This window comes from Limosilactobacillus oris DSM 4864 (assembly GCF_001434465.1).
GTDB classification, from domain to species: domain Bacteria; phylum Bacillota; class Bacilli; order Lactobacillales; family Lactobacillaceae; genus Limosilactobacillus; species Limosilactobacillus oris.
In genome coordinates, this window is the sequence record NZ_AZGE01000001.1 from 1 (window position 1) to 24159 (window position 24159).

Here is a 24159-nt window from a genome sequence, read left to right on the forward strand (position 1 = left end):
TTTTGTCTAACAATTATGAGGCACTTCATCGAGTTGCCGTCCGGCCTTTTGTTGAAAATATAGTATCAATGTAAGTTCGCCCTAGGGTGGTCATTTAACCGTTGCGGGTAATGTTTAGCCCATTCTTTCATTACTCATCCAGCCACTGCTTTAAAAAGCGAACCAGCGCCTGGGCGTCATACTTGTCTAGCAAGTAAGTGTTGTCATGGCTGCTTCCCACAAAGTCGATGTTAGATAGCAGGAGGGTAAGCTGGTCACTATTAGCTTGCCGATACAGGCTCAATTCATTCGGACAGCCGTCATCAGCATCCTCACCGGCATAACGGGAGTTGAACCAGTCCTGGTCAAATCTAATCTGGTGTTTTGTCATTTTCTCACCTCAAATTCATCCTTATTGTAGCCAAGTTGTCGTGCCTTGGCAATCAGGCCTCGTTTCCACTGGGCGACGGCACTGGGACTAACGGCAAAACGGGTTGCGATTTCCCGGTCGGTGAGGTGGAAATGCAATTTACCGATTAAGTAGCGTTGCTGGTTAGGGGTGCACTTGGTCAGCAAATGCTGGAGACAAACCCTGTCTAAGCACGTCGTTAATCCGGCCCCGGTACTGGGGAGCGGTTCCGTTGGCTCGTTATCCTGGTCGTCAAGGGAGTATTCGGTCAAGGCTAGGCCCCGTTGCTGGTGCCGCAGTTCGTCTAACAGCCGCCAGTAGACTTTCTGATAAGCGTAGGCGGGGAACCGGCTATTGGTCCGTGGATCGCCAGGGAAGTCGGCAAAGGCGGTCGCATAGGCTAGACAGCCGTCTTGGAAGAGGTCGGCGAACTGATCCTGCCAGGGAGTAATATGGAGCCGTTTAAGGACCCCATAGATAATTCCGGTTCGCTTATCGTCCATTAGGAAATACAGACCGTTCGTGATTTTTTCGTTTTTCATACTGAGAATCATCCTTGTGATAAATTCTCAAGAGCTCCTGAGTACCGTTGATTATAGGCATCTACTAGCAGCTAAGCGAACGATAAAAAAGGGTATTAGCAGGGTAAAAAAGTGTTGACGCTGGGTAAACGTGCTTGGTATCTTATTATTTGTGAAAACGCTTTCTTACTTTGGGGGAGAAATGCTAATTTTTAAAATTTGAGGAGGAGTCTTTGTGACTTTTATGAAGACGTTTGACTTTAGCGACCTGTCGACCATTGAGATTAACGCGGAAATGGAAGGCTTTCAGCCGCGCTTTGATAATACACTAGCCCTGACCGCCTACCGGCAGCAAACCTTGATCCTAACTCGGGAGGGGCAGGCGGTGATCCTGAATTGCCGGCTGCAGGAGTGTCTCAGCCGTTTTCGCAAGGAGAATGGCATCTGTCGGCATGAACTAGCCGCTTATTATTCCTTGGCCCGCTGTCAGACCCAGGCAATTATTTCGGGGCATTACCGCCTGGTTCCTACTCATGGCGCCAGCAACCGTCAAGTCGTCTATTACATGGCCCATCACCTAGATACTTATAGCTATTCACAGAGGCTCAACCGCCTGCTAATCATCCTCAAGGGACAGGGCGGTTTGTACCAGCTTCGGGTTGACGCAAGTTTTAGCAGTTTTGGGCGGATCCTGGCCGCGGCTGACCAGGTAGCCAACCTCCAATTAGCGAATATCGAAGGGGCCATGTGGCGGATGGGGGTCTACCAGGACAGCAGTGGTTTGCGGCCTGCTTCCGGTACGTACTTGAGCCACCAGCAGGGACTAGCTATTCACCAGCAGATCCTCGCAAATTACGTGATGGCAGTTACTAACGAGGCGTTCTTGGCAACTTTTGGCGAGCTGCCAGATGCTGATTTTCAGCGGCGGCTTAATAGCGTCATTGGTTATGCTGGCCTGCCCCTTAAAAGATATGAAAAATTTGTCAAATAATGTTCAACTGATTAGCGGACAAGTTATAATAGAAGGTGCCAAGGGTTTAGCTATCAAACTTGTGAATAGGAGGAATTGATAACTATGACAAAGGAAACTAAAGAAAGTGGTTTAGCTTATGCCAATGAAATTTTACAAGACGAGTGGGCACCAGTTCTGCTTTTTTGGCTAGGCTTCCGGACCTTTACGAAGCAGGAATTACTGGAATTGATTCCAGCCTTGTCAGAAGAAGAGTTATCAGCAAAGTTGTGTCAATTACAAAACCTTCGTGTTGCTAACCCAATCCGGGATACGGAAAATAAGTATTCGCTGACTGAGGATGGAGAACAGCTGCGGCGCCTGATGATGTCACTCAGCGTCTGGGGAGCCCAGCAGCAGGATGATAATGCCGACCGTCAGTCGGTACTGGTAGTTGAACCGGAAAGTACGGCAAAACTAAAGGACTTGGTCAAGTATAACCAAATCCTCTCAAAGTACATTAAGTAAGCCGGGACACGAAAGGGGGTGTGCTGGATGAACCGGACATTTATGAATGGCTACTATCAAGGTGTCGTTGAAGTCGCACCAGCTGCCCTGTCCGCTGCTCATGTGGAGGAACTAGCGGTGACCATGACGATTCAGCACCTCCGTCACGCTGGGGTGCCGATCAGCACGATTCACGACTTCTTAACTAATGACATTGGAGTGACTCCGCGGCTTGTCAATCGTTTTATTAACATGTCTGCGGCCGAATTGGAAGCTGCTCAAGCCAGGGTTCTCACAATTGCCTTTTAGCGAAGGAGGTTGGGAGTGGGAAATAACCTCCTTGACAAGGCGTATGACTAGCCTAGGACGATAGTTGACACGGCACGGGTCGGCTATCGTTCGTAGGCAAATAGCCTTGCTTCGCGGCGCTAGACACTAGCCTTGTGGTTACGACACGCAGTTAGCCTATTGGTTTTCCACGTTATCTTTATAATAGTTAAGAACTAGCAAGAGGCTGGTGAGAAAATGGAGTTTTCTCCCAGCCTCTTTTCTCTGCCGCGGGTGGCCAGTGAAGCGTGAGGAAATGTTCTGAGACTTTTTGCGGGCAAAGACGAACGTCTAAATGCCTGTTCTTTATTTATCAGCCGATTTAGTTAAATTTTGTTTTCAGCTCTTGTTATGCTTCGGCTTTTACTGGCAGAAAAAGCATGCTAAAATACATAAGGGAGCCGTGACACCCTGGTCACAGTTCCCCTAGTAGAAGTATGTTGGCGAAGGTGATTGCAAAATCGCCTTCGCCTTCATTATAACAAAATTTTTAAATAAAGTATCAAAAGTGCTAATAATTATTAAATTACTGCACTTTAATTATAAAAAAGAAGGTAATAGGATGCGAACAAAACTCTCTCTGCTCCTCGCCCTTGTCGGCCTGCTGATTGTTGGGGCGGCATTTGTGACCAACACCCCGCAACGGATGATGATGGTTGTCCTGGGCTTGATCATTGCCTGTGGTGGTTGCCTGGTCTTGCTGGCCACCGACCGCTTTGTCAGCCAGCACCGCAGCTTCATCACTGTGGTTACCGGCCTTTTTATCCTCCTCATTATCGGTTACGTTATTAAGGTGCTTTAAATACTAAGTTTAAAGTATTCTTGAAGGTACTTTGCCAACCCGTCGTGGTCGTTATCGACCGGAGTAACGTCGTCGGCAATCGCCTTGATGTCTGGAATCGCGTTTTGCATTGCGACCCCGCGGCCGGCAGCATCCAGCATTTCCAGGTCGTTATGTTCATCGCCAAAGGCAATGATGTGGGACCGGTTAATCTGGTACTGCTTGGCAACGTAGTACATTCCTGATTCCTTGTGCGTGCCGCGGTGGATTAGTTCCAGAATATTGTAAGGACCGCCCCAGACCCGTGCTTCTACGAAGGTGCCATACTTCTCGTTGACCGCCTTAATGACTTTTTCAGCCTGGCCCGGTTGGTACTCGATAATCAGTGAGATTGGTCGGCCAGTAAGGTTCTCGGCCGTCAGCAGCTGGTCATCCCGGAGGTGGTCCGGTAAGAATTCGGGCAGGTCCTTAGTGGGGTGGTTTGCCCAGACCCGGTACTTGTCTTCAACGGTGATTGTTTTGATGCCGAGCTGTTCGCGGTTGGCAAGCAGATCCAGCGCCAGTTCCCGGGTCAGTGCCACCTCGTATTCACCATCCCAAGCCTCGTGGGGGATGTGCGTCAGGGCACCATTGAAATTGACCATCGGTGTCTTGATTCCAATTTGGTCATAGATATGCCGGGCAATCCGGTAGGGCCGGCCGGTAATGATACTGACGATATGGCCTTCATCCGCCAGGGTCCGCAGGGTGCGGATAGTTTCCTGGGTGAGGGCGGACTGGTTATTTAACGTGGTCTCGTCGAGATCGAGGGCGATTAAGTGCTGATCCACGTTCGTCACTCCTTTATAAAAAATACTTATCAAGTAATTATACGGGAATCGCTGCTAAATGTGAACTGTTTCGTGGCAGCCAGAAATTACTGTATAATGGTGGGGAAGAGAAATGAGGGATAATTGATGAAACTACCAGATGCGTTTATTAACAAATACCAGCACCTGCTCGGCGACGAGGCACCGGCTTTCTTGACATCCTTTGACCAGCCAGCGACCGGCGGTTTTCGGGTCAACTCGGCCAAGGCGGCCCCGACCGCGACGCTTGATAGAGCGACGGGAAAGGTGGAGTATGTCCCGACCGGCTACCGGGGAGCGGTGGATGGCAAGTCGCTCGACCATGTTGCCGGGGCAATATACAGCCAGGAACCGTCTGCCATGTACGTCGGCGAGGTGGTTGCTCCCCAACCAGGCGAGCGAGTTCTTGACCTTTGTGCGGCCCCTGGTGGCAAGACGACCCACCTGGTCGCTAAGATGAAGGATCAGGGCTTGCTGGTTGCCAACGAAATTTTTCGCAAACGGGCCCTGGTCCTGGCGGAAAACTTGGAACGGTGGGGGACCGCCCAGACGGTAGTTACTAACGAGAGCCCAGCTGATTTGGAAAAGCAGTTCCCCCAGTTTTTCGACCGGATTCTGGTGGATGCCCCTTGTTCTGGTGAAGGGATGTTTCGGAAAGAGCCGGCGGGAATGGAATACTGGACGCCGGACTACCCGGCCGAATGTGCTAACCGGCAACGGAAGATTCTCGCTTCGGCACTGAAAATGTTAAAGCCAGAGGGGACGCTGGTTTATTCGACCTGTACCTTTGCCCCGGAAGAGGACGAGCAGAATGCTGCCTGGCTGTTGGCTACCTACCCGGGGTTAACGATGGTTCCAATCAAAAAATACCCGGGAATGGATGATGGTCGGCCGGAGTGGGCTGATGGCAATCCTGACTTAGCCAAGGCGGTGCGGCTCTTCCCCCACCACATTGCAGGGGAGGGGCACTTTATTGCCAAGTTCCAACTGGCGGCTACTGGTTCAGGGTCAGTAATTAGTGGACAAGCGAAGAAGAAAAAGAAACACCGCAAGGGTCACCAGCAGGATGGGGTGACTAAGGAGCAGCGGCAACTCTTTAGTGATTTTTGCCAGTGGTTCATGCCGGATTACCAGCCACATCAACTGTTGACTTATGGCGACCAGCTTTATGATATGCCAGCTGAAATATCGTCCGTCGAGGGGTTAACTGCCTTACGACCAGGTCTCCACCTGGGGACGTTTAAAAAACGGCGCTTTGAACCGGCCTTAGCATTGGCCTTGGCGATTGACCCCGCGGTAACGACCCGCCGGATTGACCTTAGCACCGAGCAGTGGCGTTCCTACGTTCACGGGGATGTCCTGTCCGGGCCGGCTGAGCTTTCCAACGGCTGGTACCTGTTAACCTGCCAGGGCTTTAACGTCGGCTTTGGTAAGCTAGTTAACGGAACGGTGAAAAACTTTTACCCCAAAGGATTACGCTTTTAGAAAGGACAACCAATAATGAAAGAAAAGAATGCGTTTCATATCAACGGCTACTTAGCCTTCCTCCTCACGATTATAGTCGCGTTGGTTGCTGCCTGGCTGGTTTACCGGGGGTTGACCGCTGACCAGGTGGGTCTCGCGGTGATCGGTGCCATTTTGCTAGTGCTGGTAGCAGTAGCTGCTACTTCGTTGACCATTATCCAGCCAAACGAAGCCAAGGCACTGACTTTCTTCGGCAATTATATCGGGACAATCCGGGATGCCGGCCTCTTTTTGACGGTGCCCTTTACCGAGAAGGAACGGGTATCGCTACGGGTTGGCAACTTCAATAGTCAGATTCTCAAGGTCAATGACTCGCAAGGGAATCCAGTAGAGATTGCTGCCGTAATCGTTTACCGGGTAGTTGACACCGCCAAAGCACTCTTTGCTGTCGATGACTACGAGCAGTTTGTCCAGATTCAGAGTGAGTCGGCTGTCCGCCACGTGGCAAGTGAGTACCCATATGATACCTTTGAGGATGAGGATGCCCTGACCTTGCGGAGCAACCCAACAGAGGTGTCAGACCGGTTGACCGCGGAGCTCCAAGAACGGCTCAATGTTGCCGGGGTCGAAATTATTGAAACCCGGCTAACTCACCTGGCCTACGCAACCGAAATCGCCAGTGCAATGTTGCAGAAACAGCAGTCGGCCGCCATTCTATCTGCTCGTAAAATTATTGTTGAGGGGGCGGTCTCCATTACGGAGGACGCCATTGACCGCCTTGCCCGGGAAACCGAGTTGGATTTGACCGACGCTCAGCGCCTCCAGATTATTAACAACATCATGGTTGCGATTGTCAGCGAGCGGGGCACCCAGCCGGTAATTAACACTGGAACAAATAATTAATTATTGCAGTCGTAAAAACCGCCGAATCATTACTGGTGATTCGGCGGTTTTTTACTTTTAATTCTAAATTATAACAGTTGGCGCTGTTGAGCATAGTTAGTTAATTCCGGCGCCAGGACAGTGTCTGCCATTACCGGGAGGTCGGTGATGTGTTCGACCCCTTGCAGGGCGACTAAGCGGGGAATCACGGTCAGCCAATTCACGACTTCCTGGTCGAGTGCTGCTGGCCCGGCTGCCTGGAGAATGTTCAGGAAGTAGCCGGCCACTCCACAGGAACTGGCCCCCAGTGCGGCGGCCTTGATAAGGTCTACGGGTGAGCTGATTCCCCCAGAGGCGATAATCGGCAGGCCAGTCTTAGCTGCCCGGGCTTCTAAGAGGGATTCAGGCGTTGTTTGTCCCCACTGGGCAAGTGCGGCGAAGTCCTGCTTGTGGTTGCGGCGGTTTTCAATCAGGGCGAAGTTGGTGCCGCCCCGTCCGCTGACATTAATGGCCTCAATGCCGGTCTGCGCCAGCTTAGCAACGTCGACTTTGTTCATCCCAAAGCCAACCTCCTTGACAATCACCGGGACGTCAAGAGCGGTTGCCAACTCACGAATGTTGTCGAGCCAGAAGAACCGGCGATCACCCTCCGGCATTACCAACTCCTGGGCGGCGTTGAGGTGCAGCTCCAGTGCGTCGGCCCCCAATAAGTCAATGGCCGCCCGGGCATCCGTTAGGCTGGCTCCGCTGCTGAGGTTTGCAATGACGATTCCGTCCGGATTTTCATCCCTAATCACGGTAAATGATTCCCGTGCAGCGGGATCCTTCAAGGCAATGCTGACTGACCCAGTTGCCATTGCTAGATGGTACTTAGCAGCAATTCGCGCGAGCTGGCGGTTGATAGTCAATGCGGCCTGGCTGCCACCCGTCATTGCCTCAAAGTAGAAGGGAGCGTTAAGCCGGATTTGCTTGGTCAGTGGGCTTGTAATATCAACGTCCGCCACCGCTGTTTCGGGCAGGGCCGTGTGAATCAGCCGAACCTGATCGAAGGGGTGGCTGGCGTGTGCCTGGTCGTAATACTTCCGGGCGAGGGAAAGGTGTTCATTTTTCCGTTGTGCTTGACGCGATTCCATAAACTTACTCCTTAAAATAATGGGGCATTAGTGCATTATTAGTCCCGGTGGGTTAATGCAACGGCAGGTGCTGCTGTACCCGCCGCTTGATGTCAGAGATAAAGTGGACATTAAGGGGGAGCTGTTCAATGTGGTTCTGCGCCCAGGACTTTAGGACGGCATTGAAGTCGGCGTTCTGGTCGATAGCGACGATTCCGCAGTCGCCACCCCCAGCCCCCGAGGTCTTGGCTGCCCCGCCAAACTGTTCCGCAATCTGACACAGGCGGTTTAAGACGGGAGTTTCAATGTCAACACCGGAGTTAGCCCCAAGCTGCTTGAGGAGGTCGCGGTTATAGCGGATTTCCCGCTTGATTCGTTCAAGATCCTGCTGGTGGAAGCCATCGACCATCCGCTGGATGCAGGACTTGCTTTCCTCAAGGAAGCGGTGGTAATCGTCCTGCCGCCGGGCCTTGAAGAGGGAAATCTTGTCGACCAGCTGAGAGGTAGACGCCGGTTTGCCGGTCCAGCCGATTAGGAGCTGGAGGTTCTCCGGGGCGTGCAGGGATTCTATCTGCAAGTCCGGCCAGGGAAGTTCGACCAGGGACTTGATGTCCAGGTATTGACGTTGCTGAGCGAGCCACTGCCGGTCAAAGGAGTGGTAGGAAATCCAGCCCCCGTACACGGACGCTGCCACATCCCCCAGGGAGCCGTTGCCCTGAACCTCGAAGTGGGCGATAGCCGCCAGCTTGAAGATTTCGTCCTTTGTTACGGGGAGGTTATAGAAACGGCAGAGGGCCTTCACAGTGGCAACGGTGACCGCTGCGGAAGAACCTAAGCCGTACTTGCGGCCGTTCTGGCTATCGAGCTGGCTGTCAATCTGCAAGTCATAGATCCGCAGTTCCCGCTCGAACTGCCGGGCGTATTCCTCAGTTACCCTAATGGCAGAGAGAATGTAGGAAAAAGGGTTATCCCTCTTATCCACTACCATCTGGTCACCCATCCGCCGCCAAAGCAGTTGGTTGTTGTGGTACTGCCGGCTAAAAATCTGGCCCATTTCCCGCGCCGACTCCTTGATCGTGCAGGTGACAAACTGGTCAAGGGCGACCAGCACGGCGGGATAACCATTTTCAACCACGGCGTATTCGCCAGCAATGTATAATTTTCCTGGTGCTTTTTCAGTAATCAATTGCGTAAGTTCCCTTCTCATCCAAATTAATCATTCCAAATCTCAACTCCCGGTCCCGGTTTAGCAACCACCAGCCGGTCAGTACCAAACTGGGCTGCCAGGGTCGAGTAGACTGCTTTCCGGTTGGCTTGGTCATAAATGACCTTCACGTTCGGCCCGGCGTCCATCGTAAAGTAACAGTTGACGCCATTTTCCCGCAACTCCCTGACAATGGTCATCGCCGTTATGGTATCACTGTCAAAGTAGGTGAAGCCGGGGTCGGCGGAGAGTGTCAGAGCGTGCATTCGCAGGGCGTTTTCCTCGGCGATGGCCCCAATTTGGTCAATATCTTGGGCCGCAATGGCCTTTTTAACTGCCGCCATGTCCCGGGCGACCACTTCTGCCCAGACCCGGTAGTAGGGAGAGGTCGAGACACTCTGCTGCATACCGAACCGGCTCGAAACCTTCTTCTTATGGGTGTCGACAAGGATAGCAATCATTTCGATGCCAAAATCGACTTGCTCCATAATCGGAAGCGCGTAGGAAGTTCGGTCATCGTGGCCGGCCTGCCATTCGACTAAGCCGCCATAAATTGACCGGGTTGCCGAACCGGACCCCCGGCGTGCCAGTCGGGAAAGTTCGCGCCGGCTCAGCTGTAAACCAGCCGCCCGGCTCGCAGCACCCGCCAGAGCCGCAAATGCGGAGGCAGAAGAGGCCAATCCTGCCGCCGTGGGCACGTGGTTTTGCGAATCTACCCGTGCCCGGGCACTTAGGCCGCTGCGTTGTCGCACAATGTCCAACAGGTGGGTCACTTTCGCGGCCGCTGGTCCGGCAAGCTGCTGGCCGTTGATCATTACTTGGTCGGCGGTTAGTTTCTGGTCAAAGTTGACCCTGGTGGTGGTGTAGAATTCATCAAGCGTTAAGGACAGGCTGTCCGTTTGCGGAATAATCAGCTCCTGGTCCTTTTTGCCCCAATACTTGACTAGGGCGATGTTGGTGTGGGCTTTCGCTGTCGCCATTAAATCGTCCCTCCTTGGTCGAGTGGTTGAATCCAAGTCTGCGCCGCGCCATTCTCCTTGAGGATGCTGGCGAGCTTGCGGGCGCCGAGGGCGGTTTCCATGATGGCAAACATACAGCCGCCACGGCCACCCCCCGTTAGTTTGGCCCCCCGGGCGCCGTTTGCCCGGGCAACGGCGATCAGGTGATCCAGCTGGTCATTGCTGACGCCGAGAGCTGTTAGATCAGCCTGGGCGGCATCGAGTGCCATCCCCAGTTTACCGACTTCATTGTGTTCTAGGAAACCACGGACATCCTTTACTAGTGCGCCCAGGTGGTCAATATGCTGGTTAGCGCTTGCCGGATCCTTTCGGATGAGGGCTTGCACGTCGGTAATGGCCTCCTTAGTGGCCCCCTTGATTCCAGTGTCGGCAATCACCATCGTAGCCGTGAGCTTCATTTCAAGCGGTTGTCCGGCCTGACCCTTGACATAGTAGAGCGGGTTAGCAGACGAGCTAGTGGCCGCGTCCAGGCCAGAGGGGCTCCGGTGGGTGACTTCCTCTTCGATATCGGCGAGCCGGAGCAGGGTCGGACGGTCTAAGGACTTTTCGTAGTAATCAAAAAAAGTGCGCACAATCGCGATTGCGGTTGCGGCTGATGATCCCATTCCGCGTTCTGCGGGCAGTTCACTAGCGATTGTCAGGCGCCAGCCATCCTTTTCACCAGCAAAGCGCTGGGTGAGGGCCCCAATCAACTTTTGAATGCCGCGCATCGCCGGAGGCAGTTGACTGAGTGGACCGTTATAGTAACGACTGGCAATGAGCTGCTCGCTAGTCGGCATGTGCTCGATGGTCGCCGTGAGTTTAACGTTGGGAAGCGGAAGCGCGATTGCGGGCTGTCCGTAGACAACGCTGTGCTCCCCCATTAAAATAATTTTGGCATGGCTCGTTCCAATCCCCTGTTGTTTCACCATCGTAACCTACTTTCTCAGATAAAAATTCCATTTTCCATCATAACTTAAAATGGTCCAAAGTCAAAGGGGCGGACTTGACTTGTAACCAAATCTAAAGAAATCGGCGACTTAATCCCCCGCGGCCGGGGAAGAATGGTGTATCATACTATTAGGAATAAAATAGGAGAAATCCGGTGATATTTTGCAAAAGAAGAATAAACGGCGGACACCCAAGCGTGACCGGACCGCGCCGATCTATTCGGTCGTTGATCTGGAAACGACTGGTACCAGTGTTAATCACGGTGACCGCATTATCCAAATTGGCTGCGTTCTTGTCCAGGACGGCCAGGTCATCAACCACTTTGAGACAAAGGTTAACCCGCGGGAGAAGATTCCCCGGGCGGTCGTACAGCTGACCGGCATCCAGGACCGGGACGTTCGCAAGGCCCCGCTTTTTGAAGATGTGGCGGGGACAATCTACAGCCTCTTGACGGGTACAACGTTCGTCGCTCATAACGTTAACTTTGATTTTCCGTTTTTAAACGCGGAACTTGAACGGGCGGGCTACCCACCGCTGCCAATCAAGGCCATTGACACGGTGACGCTCAGTCAAATCTTGCTGCCCACGGCGAAGAGCTTCCGCCTGCGGGACCTGACGAGCAGCTTGCAAATCGAGCATGACCATCCGCATAGTGCGGTCTCTGACGCCGAGGCGACCGCCAGTTTGCTGGTCGACCTCTTGAAGCGGGTTCATGACCTGCCGACGGTGACCCTTGACCAGCTGGTTCAGATGAAGTTGGACCTGCCTCAGCAGACAGCCGAAGTGTTCACGGCTGAGCTCGACCGGCGTCGTACCCACCCGCAGCCGCTCAGCGAGGACCTGTTCGTCAGTCATGGCCTGGTCTTGCATAAGCAACGGCCAGTAGCGGTAGAAAAAGCCACCGCCAAGGTTCGTTACCCGGCCACCCGGCGCGCAAAGGAAAAGCTCTTTAAAGATCAGCTCGCTTTTCGTCCGGTCCAGGCCAAGATGATGAATAGTATCTACAATAACTACACGCATGATGAACCCAAAAACATGGTTGTGGAAGCCGGGACGGGGAGTGGGAAGACCCTCGGCTACTTGCTGCCGTTGGCCTACGCTGCCTTCCCTGACAAACGGATTGTCGTCAGCACCGCCACGAACCTGCTCCAGGAACAGGTCGATAGTCAGGCTGTTCGGCAGCTTAACCAGCTGTTGCCATTTACCGTCAATAGCGTGGTGGTTAAGGGCAACCAGCATTACATTGACCTTGCCAAGTTCGTGCACTCTCTGAGTATTATTGAAGATTCCAAGCTGGTCCAGCTGATTAAGGCAAAAATCCTCGTCTGGCTGTTGCAAACGACGACAGGGGACCTTGATGAACTGAACCTGACAACTACGAGGTCGCCATACTTTACTGAGATTCGCCACCGGGGTGTGCGGACACTCAACCCGAAGAGTGAGTTTTACAGGGATGACTTTCTGGTTCGGCGGAACCAGCGGCTCGACCAAGCCGACGTGATTATTACTAACCACTCCTACTTGGTAGCTCATGCTGAGTTACTGGGGGATGGCACCCGACGGCCGTACCTGGTAGTTGATGAGGCCCAGCACCTCAGTCGCAACATCCTGTGCCAATCACGGCGGCAATTTAACTTTCAGCAGATCAGGGCGGCCGTTCATATTTTGGATGGCCTAGTAAGTAATGGTAGTGAGCGCAATCTGGTCAACATTTTCGCCGACCACCCCCTGGGGAGCTACAATGTTGAATTGCTCCGGGAGGACCTGCATCACGTCAGCGAGGCCGTTAACCAGTTTCAACAGGCACTTTACCGTCAGTTTATGCAGCAGTCGACTACGAGTACGGACAACGAGCTGATCGAGCAGCCGTTGGTAAACAAACAGTTGGAGCAACTGCTCGACATCGGCGGACCGGTAATGATGGAGCTGGAACAAGCGCTGGGGAGCGTGCAATTGCATTTCTCCGCCTTGCGCCACATTTTTAGCCAGCAGGCGGGGCGGTGGCTGCCGAGTGACCGTTACCTGATGAGCCAGTTTCAGAGCCAGCTGACGACGCTCGTGGATGCTGACACGACCCTGAACAGTTTTAACGAAACCCTCCGCCACCGAGGTGAGGAGGCGGCGTTTTGGTTAACGATCCGTCAGTCGGCCGAGCACAGCACGATGGTTCTCCGTGGGGGCCTCCTGTCAGTCAACCACTTCTTGACTGAGCAGGTCTACCCGTACTTTGCCCAGCCGCTGTTCGTCGGCGCGACCCTCTTTAGTTCGAGCCGGTCGCAGTATTTATACCAGCAGTTAGACCTAGACCGGCGAGAAACGTCGACCAAGCGTTTTGCATCACCATTCGACTACGAGCATCATTCTAAGGTTCTGATTGCTAAGGACGCTCCGCTGCCCGGCAACCAGAAGAATGCGGACTATGTTCACTACCTGGCCCAGACGATTTATGACCTAACCAAAGACAGCAACTGTCAGACGATGGTCCTCTTCAACTCCCTGTTGATGGTTGACCAGGTCTATTCACAGTTGCGCGAGACCGACCTGTTTAACCAGCGTGATATTTTGGCCCAGGGAATCACCGGCAGCCGAGAAAAAATCTTGAAGCAGTTTTCAACTGGAGAAAACGCGCTGCTGCTTGGGGCCGCTAGTTTCTGGGAGGGTGTTGACTTGCCGGATACGGCCCTGGAACTCCTGATCATTACCCGGTTGCCGTTTGATTCTCCCGACGAAATTATGAACCGGGCTTACAATAGCCTGCTTAAACGACAGGGAAAGAATCCTTTCTACCAGTCTGAGCTGCCGAAAGCGACGATGCGGCTCCGGCAGGGGATTGGCCGCCTCATCCGGACCGAGACGGACACCGGGGTCGCGGTAATCTTGGATCCGCGGCTCCTGACCCGTCGGTACGGTCAGACGATCATGAAAAACTTGGAGCGGGACTACCCGCTTACCATTCTGCCGACCGACCAGCTGGTGCGGACTGCTAATAATTTTCTTAAAAAGCATCATTAGTTAGCGCTAGTTGCTAATTTTTTGATATAATCTAAAAGATTGACATCAGAAGCTGAGGAAGGGATAGCAAGAATGCAAAGTCGACGTGAAGTTCAACAAGCGCAAAGCCGCGGTTCGTTTCGGAAACGGGTCCGCAATGTTTTGCTGGTAATTCTGGTAATCTTGCTGGTAGGCTGGGTAACTTACGCAGTCAGCAACCAACCACGAGCGGCCGCTCGCCGGCAGGCCATCCAGCTGGCCGAAAAATACGGTCATCTCCAGGATCCGCAAAAGTTTTACATCTATAACCGGGAGAGTACCTTCTACACGGTAGCCGGCAAAAACCAGCAGGGACAGTCGATCCTAGTGATTGTTCCGCAAAAAGGCGGCAACATCCGGGTGCTCAAGCAGGCGGACGGTTTATCTGCCCAACAGGTTCGGACAATGACCAGGCAACGCCGGCATCCCGCCGAAATCCTCAAGGTGGCGCCAGGCTTGTTTAACGATAAGGCTGTCTGGGAAGTCACTTACCGTAACGGGAAGGGCCGCCTGTGCTATGACCTGATCAATTTTAAGACCGGGAAGTATGTTCAAGAGATTAATAACCTATAAGACCACAAAGAGGTTGGGAGAAAGCCATATTTTCTCCCAACCTCTTATCTAGGAGGGGTGTTAAATGGCAGAAAATATCTTGCAGCGGTACCTGGCAGCAGGGGAAACCCTAATCAGCAACCTGCTGCTCCACCATTACAAGGAGTTAGGGCTGACGACCTCGCAGTTGGTGCTCTACTTACAATTGAAGTCGTACCAAGACCAGGGGGTGGCTAATCCCGATATCCGCCAAGTAGCGAAAAACCTGGGGACGTCCGAAGTGCAGGTGTTTGACCAGCTTCACCAGATGATGATCAACGGTCTTGCGGAGCAGAAGATGCAACGTCAGGCGGACGGCAAGGAAGAGGCGGTGTATGACTTTACGCCGCTGATCAACCGCTTGGTTCTTTATGATGAGCAGCAGGCTGACCAGCAAAAAGATGATACGGGAGCTAATGAACGAATGAAGACCTTTAACCAGTTGGAAGCCGAATTCAACCGGCCCCTGTCGTCAATGGAAATGCAGATTGTCAATGACTGGCTGGACAAGGATAGTTATAGCCCGGTAATGATCAAGCTGGCCTTACGCCAGGCGGTTCTGAACAGCGCGCTCAACCTGAAGTATATGGAGCGTGTTCTGGAAAGCTGGGCTCACCAGGGCTTGCGCAGTCAGCACGATATTGAGGAACATGAACGCCAGTTTGAGGAACAGCGGGGGCAGTCAGCAGCTGCTAGTGGTAAAGGCAAACAACCACGTGGCCCCAAGATTCCAATTTACAAACTAGGTGAGTAGAAGTAGAGAAGGGATGGATGAAAATGGATAATGGTAATTTGTCACGGCAGGTAATGAAAGGAATTGGCTGGGCGGCCCTCGCCTCCGTTATGTGGGGGATTTCCGGGACGGTGCTCCAGCTGATCTCGCAAAACTTAGCCATTCCGGCAACCTGGATGCTCTCGACCCGGACCCTGATTACCGGGGTGATTCTTCTGGCAATCAGCTTCTGTATTTATGGAAAACGAACTTTTGACGTCTTTAAGACAAAGGAAACTGCTATTTCGGTTGTGGCCTACGCAATCTTTGGCCTAATGCTGAACCTGCTGACTTTCTACTATGCGGTCCAGACGGGGAACGCCTCTGCGGCGACGATTTTGCAGTACCTGTCACCGCTGTTTATTGTCCTCGGGGATATTTTTATCCTACGGGAACGGCCACTCCGGAGTGACATCATTGCCTTTGCCTTGGCAATGATTGGGATTGTAATGTGCGTTACCCGGGGTAACCTGCATTCACTGTCGCTGCCAGTGGTTTCCCTGTTGTGGGGCCTGGGTTCTGGAATCACGGCCGCCTTCTATGTTGTTCTGCCGAAGCGGGCCGTTGCCAAAAACCCGCCATTGGTTGTCCTCGGCTGGGGGACAATGATTGCCGGGGTCCTGTTTAACCTTTACCGTCCAATGTGGGTCAACCCGCCTCACATCTCGACGACCCTCGTGTTATCAGTGGGGACGGTAATCCTGTTCGGAACGATTCTGCCATTTGGCTTGCTGCTACACGCGACGAACTTTGCGCCATCGGACGTGGTCAGCATTATGGATGCCCTGCAGCCAATCGTTACCTCGGTGTTGAGCGTGATCTTCTTCCACCTCTTCATGAACTGGGTGGAAATTATCGGGATTATCCTGGTCCTGATCGCGATTTACCTCTTGCAGGATGGCCGTCGGAAGATTCAGGTATGATTGTTCCATTTAAGAAACTTAAAAGGGGCTGTGACATAAGTCCTATTACTTTAATAAAAAGCGAACAGCGCGGTACACAAATGGGCTTCAGGGTTCGGCAAAACCGAACTCCGAAGCCCTATTTGTGCTCGCGGGGGCTCGAAAACGAAGTCGTAAACGACTTCTGTCTCGCTCCCTTTACTGTTTTAAAGACAAAAATGCAATAGCGCAGTAGCTGGCTGGCAGTTCAAATAGTGCGGCGTAGCTATCCTTCCGACAGGCAAGCTCCGCGTCGTCTCACTCTCTTAGATACAGTAACGGCCCATACCAGAGAAAAGTAGTTCTGGCATGGGCCGTTGTATTAGTCTTAATTGTAATTGTACTTATTGATTATTATTCCCGTTGCTGGGTTGTGTATTTGGCTGTTGATTACCATTCCCGTTACCCGGCGTAGTTGTGTTAGCATTGCTCGACTGGGTCGTCTGACTGGAGCTGTTTTGCTCCTGATTGTTACTAAAGACTGAAGACGAAGAAACAATCGAACTGCTAAGTGATGAGGAACGACTTTCACTGCTGCTACTGCTGCTGTCGTCACCGTCATCATCAATTGCCGCGTACTCTAAGGCCCACTTGGAATCCTTAATAACCAACTGACGTTTACCATTGACCCGGACAGCTTCGACCGTGTCTGGCATCTTCCAGTTGGAGGCGTGGTTCCGGCTATCAAGGTACTGCATTTCGTCCTTGTATAACCACTGGGCGGAGTTGGTGTAAGTGTCGGAAATCGGGCTGGCTGACTGTGGCCGGTCATAACCGGTCCAGACAGCAATCGAGTAGTTCTTGGTGTAACCAGCCATCCAGGAATCCATGACCCCAGACTGGTTGCCGCCAGGGTAGTTGGTCGTTCCGGTCTTTCCGGCCTGGTTAACGCCACTGATGTTTGCTTCCCGTCCAGACCCCTGGGAATCAGTGAAGACGCCCTTGAGCATATCGGTCATCATGTAAGCAGTGGCCTTGTTCATTGCTTGGTGTCCCTTGGAGCTGAAGCGCTTGACGTTACCGTCCTGGGTAGTAATCGAAGAAATATAGTATGGTTCGTAGTAAGTCCCACCGTTAGCAAAGGCCGCGTACGCTGCAGATACTTGTAATGGGGAGATGTAGAGGCCAATCCCGTTTTGCAGGGTGTACGGCTTCTTTTGCGAAATACCAAGACCATTTAAGAAGGTTGTCGCCCGTTTGATCCCCACATCCTGCAGTGTCCGGATTGCGGGAACGTTCCGTGATTGGACGAGGGCCGCCCGCATCGTCATCGTTCCCTTGTACTTGTTATCAAAGTCGTGAAGGGCAATGCTGGTGCCTGGGTAATAGAACTTCGTGTCCTGAACCGCCTTGAAGGTCGGCCACTGGAGGTACTCGATTGCCGGACCATAATCCATTAACGGCTTGGCAGTCGAACCAGAGCTCCGGTTGGTTTGTACGGCCCGGTTCAGACCATAAACTACGTTTCCGGTGTGCCGACCGCCAAGCATGGCGACCACTTGACCGTTATGCGGGTCGGTGACCGCTACACCAGCCTGCATCTGGTTACTTTGGAACGGTACGGTATCGTTAGCGGCGGTGTAGAGGTGCTTTTGGGCAGTCAGGTCAATGTTAGTGTGGACTTGCAGACCGTCGTTGTAAGGGTTGTAGCCCTTAGATTGCAGGTCGGCCAACACTTCCTTAATGTACGGGTCAATGACCTTTTCATCAACATTAACGTCCCCATTAGAAGTATTGCCGTGACTAGAATCCAGATCAGCGGTAATGCTTTCTTGGGCGGCCTTGTCCGCTTGGGCCTGAGTGATGTACTTGCTCCGGACCATCGCGTTTAGGACCTCGTTCCGCCGGCGCGTTGCGGCCTGGGTGTTAGTAGACAGTGGGTTGTAGTAGGTCGGTGACTGGGGCATCCCCGCTAGCAGAGCCAGCTGAGAGAGGCTGAGCTGGTTAAGGTTCTTGCCGTAGTAATACTGGGCCGCGGTCTGCATCCCATAGACCCCGTTCCCCATGTAAACCTTATTAATGTAGAAATCGAGGATCTGGTTTTTGCTGAAGTGCCGTTCAACGTTGATTGCCAGCCAGGCTTCCTGGGCCTTGCGCTTAAAGGTCCGGTCTGAAGCCGCCGTGGAGAAGACGGATAATTTGACCAGCTGCTGGGTAAGGGTACTACCACCCTGCATCCCGTCGGAACGGCCAAAGATATTCGCGGTCGCGGCGCCCACGATTCGGATCGGGTCAACCCCGTGGTGCTTGTAGAAGCGCCGATCCTCGATGGAAACGACCGCGTGCTTTAAGGTCGTGGGAACTTGGCTATCCTTGGCGTATTCACGCTTTTGCAGGCCCAGCCGGGAGATGACCCGATTTTGGCTGTCATAGATAGTTGTTCCATTCTGACTAGCTAATTCGCTTTGACTAATCTTAGGCGCGCTCGACGCGTAGTAAAAGAAGAGGGCAGCACCAGCGACGAATAGCAAGACGACGACCCCAACAATTGAGAGGATAATCTTCTTAACTAAACCGCCGCTTCGTTGTTCCTCGTCGCGTTCTTCGTCGGTTTGCCGACGGGAACTGCGAGTCGGTTGTTCGTTATTCGACATGATAGGCTCCTTTGTTCTTTGCAGCGATAATCTGATCGACTGCTTGAAGATATGGTAAGCGCGGATTCAATTGGTAGTCAATAGGAAATCCCGCTTGCTGAATATCGGTCAGCAGAATTGATTTGCGGCCACCATTTGCTTGGGCATCCCAGTACCGGATCAGGGTACTGGCTGGTAGAAGGTATACCAGGTCCAATTCGGTGAATTTGATGAAGGCAAAACAAATGCCCCCCTGCCGCACACACTCTTGCATATGCCGGATTTGGTGTTCATGGAAGTTTTTGAGTGGGAAGGAACGTTTGTTACGGGTTTCCTTCGCGTCAAAATCAATGTAGTAGCCCTTATAGATACCATTGTAGTCGGTGGTAGAAGGACGCCGGAAATAGGCCTCCTTAATGACTGCGGCGCTGCGTTTCGGGTAGTCAACTTTGACTAGCTGAATTGGCGTCGGTTTTTTATGAATAACTGCGATGTGCCGACTAAGGTAGTATTGGTTGCTATGGTTGATTTCGTCTTCCAACGACATCCCCCGCTTCGCGTAAATCGACTGGTGGGGGGTCGGTAAATCCCGGTTAGCGTGATATGATTGGTGAGGGTGCTGACCATTGGGATAGTGAATAGTCAATTTGCTCACTCTCCTAACTAGCATTATATTATACCAGAAAAAATGTAAAATGATTGATACAGAACAGTTACGGGGGTGAAATTATGCGTCGTTTATGGTTAACAGGCTACCGCAGTTATGAATTAAATGCTTTTCAGGATGATGACCCCAAAGTAGCCGTGGTCAAGCGGGTCCTTACGCAACGGCTGACGAGTCTGTTAGAAGAGGATAACGATGAATTCTGGGTGATTACCGGGCCCCAGCTCGGGGTCGAGCAGTGGGGAGCGGCGGTGGCCCTAGAACTTAAAAAGAGCTTTCGCCAGTTAAAGGTTGCGATGATGCTGCCGTTTGCAGATTTTGGTCAGCAGTGGAACGCCACTAACCGCGACCGGCTGTTAAACCTGCGTGATCGGGTTGACTTTGCCCGCGAGGTGACGACTAAACCTTATGAGTCACCGGAGCAGCTCCGCTTGTACCAGCGCTTTATGTTGGACCACACGGACAGCATGCTGATGGTGTACGACCCGGATCATCCGGGCAAGCCAAAGTACGATTACGAACTGGCCCAAAAGTACGGTGACCAGCGAGACTACCCGGTCGACCTCGTGGACTTTGATGAACTGCAGGAAGCAGCAATCGAGTGGGGCGAAGAGCAACGGGAGCGGAAGCTGGCTGAACAGGATTACTAATTGGCCCTTGCAATCGAAGCTAAATTTGTTACCATTATTAGTGTATTACGCAAACTAAAGATTGAGGTGTTTAAGGTTGGATAGTATTAATTACACGCCGCAGGACATCCTGCACAAGCAGTTTAAAGAAAAGAGCATTGGTAAGGGCTATGACATGGCTGATGTGGACGAGTTCCTCGACAATGTGATTAAGGACTACGACGCCTACAACAAGGAAGTTGACCGCTTGAACGACGAGAACGAACGGCTCAAAGCGAAGGTTGACGAATTAAGCCGCCAGGTCGAGGTGGGCTCTTCGATGCCGAGTCGGTCTGCTAGCCGGCAGCCGGTATCATCCGCTACCAATATGGATATCCTCAAACGCTTATCCAACCTGGAACGGCGGGTCTTTGGCTCCCAACTCGGTGGGGAAAATAACAATAACGAAGATTCACACTTGCTTTAGTGCGCGGTAAAAGTTTATAATATTTACTTGCAAGTCTTGGGTGATTGAGCACAGCTATTGTTGTGTTAGGAAGGTCCATGCTCGCACAGGCTGCGATGCCTGTAGTGTTTGTGCTCGCTGAAAAAATAAGGTGGGGCACCGGCTGGTCCGGTGACGGCGGAAAAAACGGCTACGGTTTTACTATGCCCGAGTATTCCTGAAAAGTGCCACAGTGACGATACAGTTGGGGAAACCCAGCTGGTGGAACGCGGTAAACCCCTCAAGCGGTAAACCCAAACTACGGTAGGGGAGCTTTGGATAGCAAATTGAAGCGATTCCAGGGGAGAGCTTTTGCTCTGAGATAGATGATTGCCTCGGGGTGGCCATTGCCTGGTGGTGGCCCTACGACAAAACATGGCCTACAGATTCTTGCAAACAGGTGCCCGGTTCTGCCGGGCTTTTTTTGTGGAAAGCACGTTATCTTATGTAGCATTCAGAATAAAATTCCAGATCGTCTTGACATTTTCTTAAAAGCTGGTATCTTTATAGACAATCGATGTCCTTTAAGTTAGTCCCGTGAGGCTAGTAAGGTGCGGCTAAAAATACGAGAATACCAGTTGTTTGGTATTGGAGCCCCTAGACTACACGGATGAGTCTAGGGGCTTTTCTTTTGGGGCATTGCAGAAAGAGGTGTGTTTATGAATAAGCAGATTATCAATGCAATGGCGATGAAGCGGGCGTTGACCCGGATCACCTACGAGATTATCGAAAAGAACAAGGGTACTAACCAGCTAGTCCTGATTGGCATCAAGACCCGCGGCGAGTTTATCGCCCAGCGAATCGCTGAGCAGATGAAGAAGCTCGAAGGGGCAACGGTTCCAGTAATTGCCCTGGACATTACCGGCTACCGTGATGACCAGCCTAGTCAGGCAGCGCAAAGTCAGAGCCATGTAGAAGGAGCCTTGCCAGTTTCGATTGACGACCAGCGGGTGATCCTTGTAGATGATGTTTTTTACACCGGCCGGACAATGCGGGCAGCCATGGATGCCATCATGGACCAGGGTCGGCCACAAACAGTCCAGATTGCAGTCCTGATTGACCGGGGGCACCGGGAGATGCCGATTCGGCCGGACTTCGTTGGTAAAAATGTCCCGACGGCGAATAGTGAGGCGGTCAGGGTTAACATGACCGAAATTGATGACCAGGATAAGGTCGAACTAATTAAATAGCAACCATTAATTCTGCTCCAGAGAGGGCGTCATGGTATCTACGCTAGCGAGAAAACTAGCGACCAGTACGCCCGGAGCAATTGCCCCAGGCTTTTTTAGTATAAGGAGAATCATAATGACAGAACTTGTTCAATTACCACATTTCGTAAGTGTTGAAAAATTAACCGTTGACCAGATCAACGCCCTGATTAACCGGGCCGAATATTTTAAGCAGGGGGGCGCAACGCCGACACTGGCCCAGCCGGTCTATGTCACCAACATGTTCTTTGAGAATTCAACCCGGACCCACACCAGTTTTGCGATGGCCGAGAAAAAGCTGGGACTGACGGAAATTCCGTTTGACGCGGCCCATTCGTCAATGAGCAAGGGGGAGACCCTCTACGATACCTGCCTGGTCATGAATGCCCTGGGCGTGGACCTGTCCGTCATCCGGGCCAGCGAAAATGCCTACTACGAACCGCTGATTAACCCGGCTGCGGGTCAGCATTTGAACTTAGGAATTGTCAATGCCGGTGACGGCAGTGGTCAGCACCCTTCGCAAAGTCTTTTGGATATGATGACCATCCATGAGCACTTCGGTCACTTTAACGGTTTGAAGGTTGCTATTGTCGGGGACATCACCAATTCCCGGGTGGCCCGGTCGAACATGGAAATCCTCACTCGTCTCGGTGCGGAGGTGTACTTCTCCGGTCCAGATTACTGGTATGACCACCGCTTCGACAAGTATGGCAAGTACCTGTCGGTAGACGAGTTAGTTGACCAGGTTGATGTAATGATGCTCCTCCGGGTTCAGCACGAACGGCACGCCGGGGATGCTAACGAAACAAGTTTCGACGCCGCTAAGTACCATCAACAGTACGGTATCAACCACGATCGTTACGACCGTCTGAAGGATGACTGTTTAATTATGCACCCGGGTCCGATTAACCACGACGTTGAGCTGGCGGGGGACCTGGTGGAAGCACCAAAGTCAGCCTTCTTCAAGCAGATGCAAAATGGTGTCTTCATGCGGATGGCGATGTTAGAAGCAGTAGTACGGGGACGGCACCTAGGAGGTCTGCAATAATGAAAACCTTAATTCAAAACGGGACTGTATATACTAACGGTCAATTAGTGAAAACCGATGTATTGATCGATGATGGTCAGATTCAGACGCTCGGCGACCTTGGCGACCTCGGTGATGAGGTTGGCCGGGTAATTAATGCTAGCGGCAAACTGGTTGCACCGGGCCTGGTCGATGTCCACGTTCACTACCGCGACCCCGGTCAGACCCAGAAGGAAACGATTAAGACCGGTTCTGCCGCGGCGGCGCACGGTGGCTTTACGACAGTTGGTGCGATGCCAAACGTTGAACCGGCACCGGATACGCCGGAACGAGTTGCGGAAATGGTCAAACGCAACCAGGAAGAAGGACTGGTTCACATTGACCAGTACGCTACGATTACGACCGGGCGGAGCGGCGACCAGCTCGTTGACTTTGCCGGCATTAAGGAAGCCGGCGCCTTTGCTGTGTCTAATGACGGCAGCGGGGTGCAAACCGCCGGAACAATGTACAAGGCAATGCAGGGCGCAGCCGCCGCGGGATTGCCACTAGCAGCCCACGTCGAAGACAACTCCCTCCTTTTCGGTGGAGTGATGAACGAGGGCAAACGATCCCGTGAATTGGGCGTGCCGGGTGCACCGAGCGTGTCTGAATCAGCCCAGGTGGCCCGGGACCTGGTACTTGCCAAGGCGACTGGCGTTCACTACCACGTCTGCCACGTTTCCACGAAGGAAAGCATTGCCATGATCAGCTTTGCCAAGCAGCAGGGGGTGAACGTTACCTGTGAGGCCTCTCCCCACCACCTGCTGCTGGCCGACAAAGACATTCCGGCCGGCGATAGTAACTATAAGATGAACCCGCCGTTGCGCAGTGAGGAAGATCGGCAGGCGTTACTTCAGGGGCTACTGGACGGGACGGTTGACATGATTGCGACCGACCATGCTCCCCACACCGTTGACGACAAGCCGGGCGACTTTACCAAGGCGGCTAACGGGATTACCGGGAGCGAGACTGCATTCTGTGAATTGTACACGAAGCTGGTCAAAACCGGCATTTGCAGCTTAACAAAGCTCCTGGACCTGCTGACGGCGAAACCGGCAGACCTGTTTGGCTTGAATCAGGCGGGGCACCTGGAACCAGGAAAGCCTGCCGACATCGCAATCTTTGACCTGGAACACGAAAGTGAAATCAAGCAGGAAGACTACCAGTCTAAGGGCATTAACACGCCGTTTACCGGTGATCGCGTTTACGGGGCGACGGTCATGACCCTAGTCGATGGTCAAGTAGTTTATGAACGAAAGGAAGATTAAT

Annotated in this window: 24 protein-coding genes and 1 other RNA gene; 16 read left to right on the forward strand and 9 right to left on the reverse strand. The window is 52.6% G+C overall.

Annotated elements, in window-relative coordinates; all coding sequences use genetic code 11:
• Positions 1-130: 130 nt before the first annotated feature.
• Both FC49_RS00005 and FC49_RS00010 read right to left on the reverse strand, forming a co-directional pair.
• Positions 131-370 carry a hypothetical protein gene (locus tag FC49_RS00005; protein ID WP_003713399.1) on the reverse strand — a complete coding sequence of 80 codons (240 nt, stop codon included), beginning with the start codon at positions 368-370 and terminating at the stop codon, positions 131-133.
• Entirely contained in the window at positions 367-930 is a 564-nt protein-coding gene (locus tag FC49_RS00010; RefSeq protein ID WP_003713300.1) for a sigma-70 family RNA polymerase sigma factor, read from the reverse strand. Before FC49_RS00010 ends, FC49_RS00005 begins: the two co-directional genes overlap by 4 nt.
• 223 nt (positions 931-1153) lie before the next feature.
• Here FC49_RS00010 and FC49_RS00015 point away from each other — a divergent pair, with 223 nt between their 5' ends.
• The 4 genes from FC49_RS00015 to FC49_RS00030 all read left to right on the forward strand — a co-directional run bounded on the left by FC49_RS00015 (position 1154) and on the right by FC49_RS00030 (position 3494).
• The gene (locus FC49_RS00015; RefSeq protein WP_235804857.1) at positions 1154-1900 is read left to right on the forward strand and encodes a hypothetical protein; all 747 of its coding nucleotides are present in this window, start codon (positions 1154-1156) and stop codon (positions 1898-1900) included.
• A gap of 84 nt (positions 1901-1984) precedes the next feature.
• Positions 1985-2386: a winged helix-turn-helix transcriptional regulator gene (locus FC49_RS00020; protein ID WP_003714879.1), complete on the forward strand. Its 402-nt coding sequence runs from the start codon at positions 1985-1987 to the stop codon at positions 2384-2386.
• A 27-nt stretch (positions 2387-2413) separates the two neighbouring features.
• On the forward strand, positions 2414-2674 hold the full coding sequence (locus tag FC49_RS00025; RefSeq protein WP_003713288.1) for a hypothetical protein: 261 nt from the start codon (positions 2414-2416) through the stop codon (positions 2672-2674).
• Between the two features lie 580 nt (positions 2675-3254).
• Positions 3255-3494, forward strand: a complete 240-nt coding sequence (locus FC49_RS00030) for a hypothetical protein (protein ID WP_003713282.1) — start codon at positions 3255-3257, stop codon at positions 3492-3494.
• On the opposite strand, the gene FC49_RS00035 is transcribed toward FC49_RS00030, so the two are convergent.
• Complete coding sequence (locus FC49_RS00035; RefSeq protein ID WP_056983612.1) at positions 3491-4303, reverse strand: Cof-type HAD-IIB family hydrolase; 813 nt, start codon at positions 4301-4303, stop codon at positions 3491-3493. The genes FC49_RS00030 and FC49_RS00035 overlap by 4 nt on opposite strands.
• 126 nt (positions 4304-4429) lie before the next feature.
• On the opposite strand from FC49_RS00035, the gene FC49_RS00040 reads away from it, so the two are divergent.
• Positions 4430-5806 carry an RsmB/NOP family class I SAM-dependent RNA methyltransferase gene (locus FC49_RS00040; protein WP_056983614.1) on the forward strand — a complete coding sequence of 459 codons (1377 nt, stop codon included), beginning with the start codon at positions 4430-4432 and terminating at the stop codon, positions 5804-5806.
• A gap of 15 nt (positions 5807-5821) precedes the next feature.
• Positions 5822-6688: an SPFH domain-containing protein gene (locus tag FC49_RS00045; protein ID WP_003713374.1), complete on the forward strand. Its 867-nt coding sequence runs from the start codon at positions 5822-5824 to the stop codon at positions 6686-6688.
• A gap of 68 nt (positions 6689-6756) precedes the next feature.
• Here the strand turns inward: FC49_RS00045 and fni are convergent, their stop codons facing one another.
• The 4 genes from fni to mvk are packed head-to-tail and all read right to left on the reverse strand — an operon-like array spanning position 6757 to position 10913.
• Positions 6757-7800, reverse strand: coding sequence for a type 2 isopentenyl-diphosphate Delta-isomerase (gene fni / locus FC49_RS00050; RefSeq protein WP_056983615.1), 1044 nt, complete (start codon positions 7798-7800; stop codon positions 6757-6759).
• A gap of 52 nt (positions 7801-7852) precedes the next feature.
• Positions 7853-8965 carry a phosphomevalonate kinase gene (locus FC49_RS00055; protein WP_056983617.1) on the reverse strand — a complete coding sequence of 371 codons (1113 nt, stop codon included), beginning with the start codon at positions 8963-8965 and terminating at the stop codon, positions 7853-7855.
• Positions 8966-8991: 26 nt separating this feature from the next.
• A complete protein-coding gene (gene mvaD, locus FC49_RS00060; protein WP_056983619.1) occupies positions 8992-9963 on the reverse strand; it encodes a diphosphomevalonate decarboxylase in 972 nt (323 codons plus the stop codon).
• The gene (gene mvk / locus FC49_RS00065) at positions 9963-10913 is read right to left on the reverse strand and encodes a mevalonate kinase (protein WP_056983621.1); all 951 of its coding nucleotides are present in this window, start codon (positions 10911-10913) and stop codon (positions 9963-9965) included. Before mvk ends, mvaD begins: the two co-directional genes overlap by 1 nt.
• A 181-nt stretch (positions 10914-11094) precedes the next feature.
• Here mvk and FC49_RS00070 point away from each other — a divergent pair, with 181 nt between their 5' ends.
• The 4 genes from FC49_RS00070 (at position 11095) to FC49_RS00085 (ending at position 16248) form a co-directional block, all read left to right on the forward strand.
• Complete coding sequence (locus tag FC49_RS00070) at positions 11095-13944, forward strand: helicase C-terminal domain-containing protein (protein WP_056983624.1); 2850 nt, start codon at positions 11095-11097, stop codon at positions 13942-13944.
• A 72-nt stretch (positions 13945-14016) separates the two neighbouring features.
• The gene (locus FC49_RS00075; RefSeq protein WP_056983626.1) at positions 14017-14535 is read left to right on the forward strand and encodes a cell wall elongation regulator TseB-like domain-containing protein; all 519 of its coding nucleotides are present in this window, start codon (positions 14017-14019) and stop codon (positions 14533-14535) included.
• Positions 14536-14599: 64 nt separating this feature from the next.
• The gene (locus tag FC49_RS00080; protein ID WP_056983628.1) at positions 14600-15307 is read left to right on the forward strand and encodes a DnaD domain-containing protein; all 708 of its coding nucleotides are present in this window, start codon (positions 14600-14602) and stop codon (positions 15305-15307) included.
• 17 nt (positions 15308-15324) lie between these two features.
• Positions 15325-16248 carry a DMT family transporter gene (locus FC49_RS00085; RefSeq protein ID WP_156402447.1) on the forward strand — a complete coding sequence of 308 codons (924 nt, stop codon included), beginning with the start codon at positions 15325-15327 and terminating at the stop codon, positions 16246-16248.
• A gap of 362 nt (positions 16249-16610) precedes the next feature.
• On the opposite strand, the gene FC49_RS00095 is transcribed toward FC49_RS00085, so the two are convergent.
• Both FC49_RS00095 and recU read right to left on the reverse strand, forming a co-directional pair.
• Complete coding sequence (locus FC49_RS00095; RefSeq protein WP_056983632.1) at positions 16611-18860, reverse strand: PBP1A family penicillin-binding protein; 2250 nt, start codon at positions 18858-18860, stop codon at positions 16611-16613.
• A complete protein-coding gene (gene recU / locus FC49_RS00100) occupies positions 18850-19485 on the reverse strand; it encodes a Holliday junction resolvase RecU (protein WP_003713537.1) in 636 nt (211 codons plus the stop codon). Before recU ends, FC49_RS00095 begins: the two co-directional genes overlap by 11 nt.
• A gap of 83 nt (positions 19486-19568) precedes the next feature.
• On the opposite strand from recU, the gene FC49_RS00105 reads away from it, so the two are divergent.
• The 6 genes from FC49_RS00105 (at position 19569) to FC49_RS00125 (ending at position 24158) form a co-directional block, all read left to right on the forward strand.
• Complete coding sequence (locus FC49_RS00105; RefSeq protein WP_056983634.1) at positions 19569-20153, forward strand: SLOG family protein; 585 nt, start codon at positions 19569-19571, stop codon at positions 20151-20153.
• Between the two features lie 76 nt (positions 20154-20229).
• Positions 20230-20598, forward strand: coding sequence for a cell division regulator GpsB (gene gpsB / locus FC49_RS00110; protein ID WP_056983636.1), 369 nt, complete (start codon positions 20230-20232; stop codon positions 20596-20598).
• A gap of 32 nt (positions 20599-20630) precedes the next feature.
• Positions 20631-21004, forward strand: an RNA gene (gene rnpB / locus FC49_RS09675) — RNase P RNA component class B.
• A 271-nt stretch (positions 21005-21275) separates the two neighbouring features.
• Positions 21276-21806: a bifunctional pyr operon transcriptional regulator/uracil phosphoribosyltransferase PyrR gene (gene pyrR, locus FC49_RS00115; protein ID WP_003713340.1), complete on the forward strand. Its 531-nt coding sequence runs from the start codon at positions 21276-21278 to the stop codon at positions 21804-21806.
• Between the two features lie 115 nt (positions 21807-21921).
• Positions 21922-22872, forward strand: a complete 951-nt coding sequence (locus tag FC49_RS00120; RefSeq protein ID WP_056983638.1) for an aspartate carbamoyltransferase catalytic subunit — start codon at positions 21922-21924, stop codon at positions 22870-22872.
• Positions 22872-24158 (forward strand): dihydroorotase, encoded by a 1287-nt coding sequence (locus FC49_RS00125; protein WP_056983640.1) that lies wholly within the window; start codon positions 22872-22874, stop codon positions 24156-24158. Before FC49_RS00120 ends, FC49_RS00125 begins: the two co-directional genes overlap by 1 nt.
• Position 24159 lies beyond the last annotated feature (1 nt).

Excerpts from the sequence above, each read along its gene's own strand:
- FC49_RS00005 (WP_003713399.1), bottom strand. The coding sequence starts at position 370 with ATGACAAAACACCAGATTAGATTTGACCAGGACTGGTTCAACTCCCGT.
- FC49_RS00010 (WP_003713300.1), bottom strand. The coding sequence starts at position 930 with ATGAAAAACGAAAAAATCACGAACGGTCTGTATTTCCTAATGGACGAT.
- FC49_RS00015 (WP_235804857.1), top strand. The coding sequence starts at position 1,154 with ATGAAGACGTTTGACTTTAGCGACCTGTCGACCATTGAGATTAACGCG.
- FC49_RS00020 (WP_003714879.1), top strand. The coding sequence starts at position 1,985 with ATGACAAAGGAAACTAAAGAAAGTGGTTTAGCTTATGCCAATGAAATT.
- FC49_RS00025 (WP_003713288.1), top strand. The coding sequence starts at position 2,414 with ATGAACCGGACATTTATGAATGGCTACTATCAAGGTGTCGTTGAAGTC.
- FC49_RS00030 (WP_003713282.1), top strand. The coding sequence starts at position 3,255 with ATGCGAACAAAACTCTCTCTGCTCCTCGCCCTTGTCGGCCTGCTGATT.
- FC49_RS00040 (WP_056983614.1), top strand. The coding sequence starts at position 4,430 with ATGAAACTACCAGATGCGTTTATTAACAAATACCAGCACCTGCTCGGC.
- FC49_RS00045 (WP_003713374.1), top strand. The coding sequence starts at position 5,822 with ATGAAAGAAAAGAATGCGTTTCATATCAACGGCTACTTAGCCTTCCTC.
- fni (WP_056983615.1), bottom strand. The coding sequence starts at position 7,800 with ATGGAATCGCGTCAAGCACAACGGAAAAATGAACACCTTTCCCTCGCC.
- mvaD (WP_056983619.1), bottom strand. The coding sequence starts at position 9,963 with ATGGCGACAGCGAAAGCCCACACCAACATCGCCCTAGTCAAGTATTGG.
- mvk (WP_056983621.1), bottom strand. The coding sequence starts at position 10,913 with ATGGTGAAACAACAGGGGATTGGAACGAGCCATGCCAAAATTATTTTA.
- FC49_RS00075 (WP_056983626.1), top strand. The coding sequence starts at position 14,017 with ATGCAAAGTCGACGTGAAGTTCAACAAGCGCAAAGCCGCGGTTCGTTT.
- FC49_RS00080 (WP_056983628.1), top strand. The coding sequence starts at position 14,600 with ATGGCAGAAAATATCTTGCAGCGGTACCTGGCAGCAGGGGAAACCCTA.
- FC49_RS00085 (WP_156402447.1), top strand. The coding sequence starts at position 15,325 with ATGAAAATGGATAATGGTAATTTGTCACGGCAGGTAATGAAAGGAATT.
- FC49_RS00095 (WP_056983632.1), bottom strand. The coding sequence starts at position 18,860 with ATGTCGAATAACGAACAACCGACTCGCAGTTCCCGTCGGCAAACCGAC.
- FC49_RS00105 (WP_056983634.1), top strand. The coding sequence starts at position 19,569 with ATGCGTCGTTTATGGTTAACAGGCTACCGCAGTTATGAATTAAATGCT.
- pyrR (WP_003713340.1), top strand. The coding sequence starts at position 21,276 with ATGAATAAGCAGATTATCAATGCAATGGCGATGAAGCGGGCGTTGACC.
- FC49_RS00120 (WP_056983638.1), top strand. The coding sequence starts at position 21,922 with ATGACAGAACTTGTTCAATTACCACATTTCGTAAGTGTTGAAAAATTA.
- FC49_RS00125 (WP_056983640.1), top strand. The coding sequence starts at position 22,872 with ATGAAAACCTTAATTCAAAACGGGACTGTATATACTAACGGTCAATTA.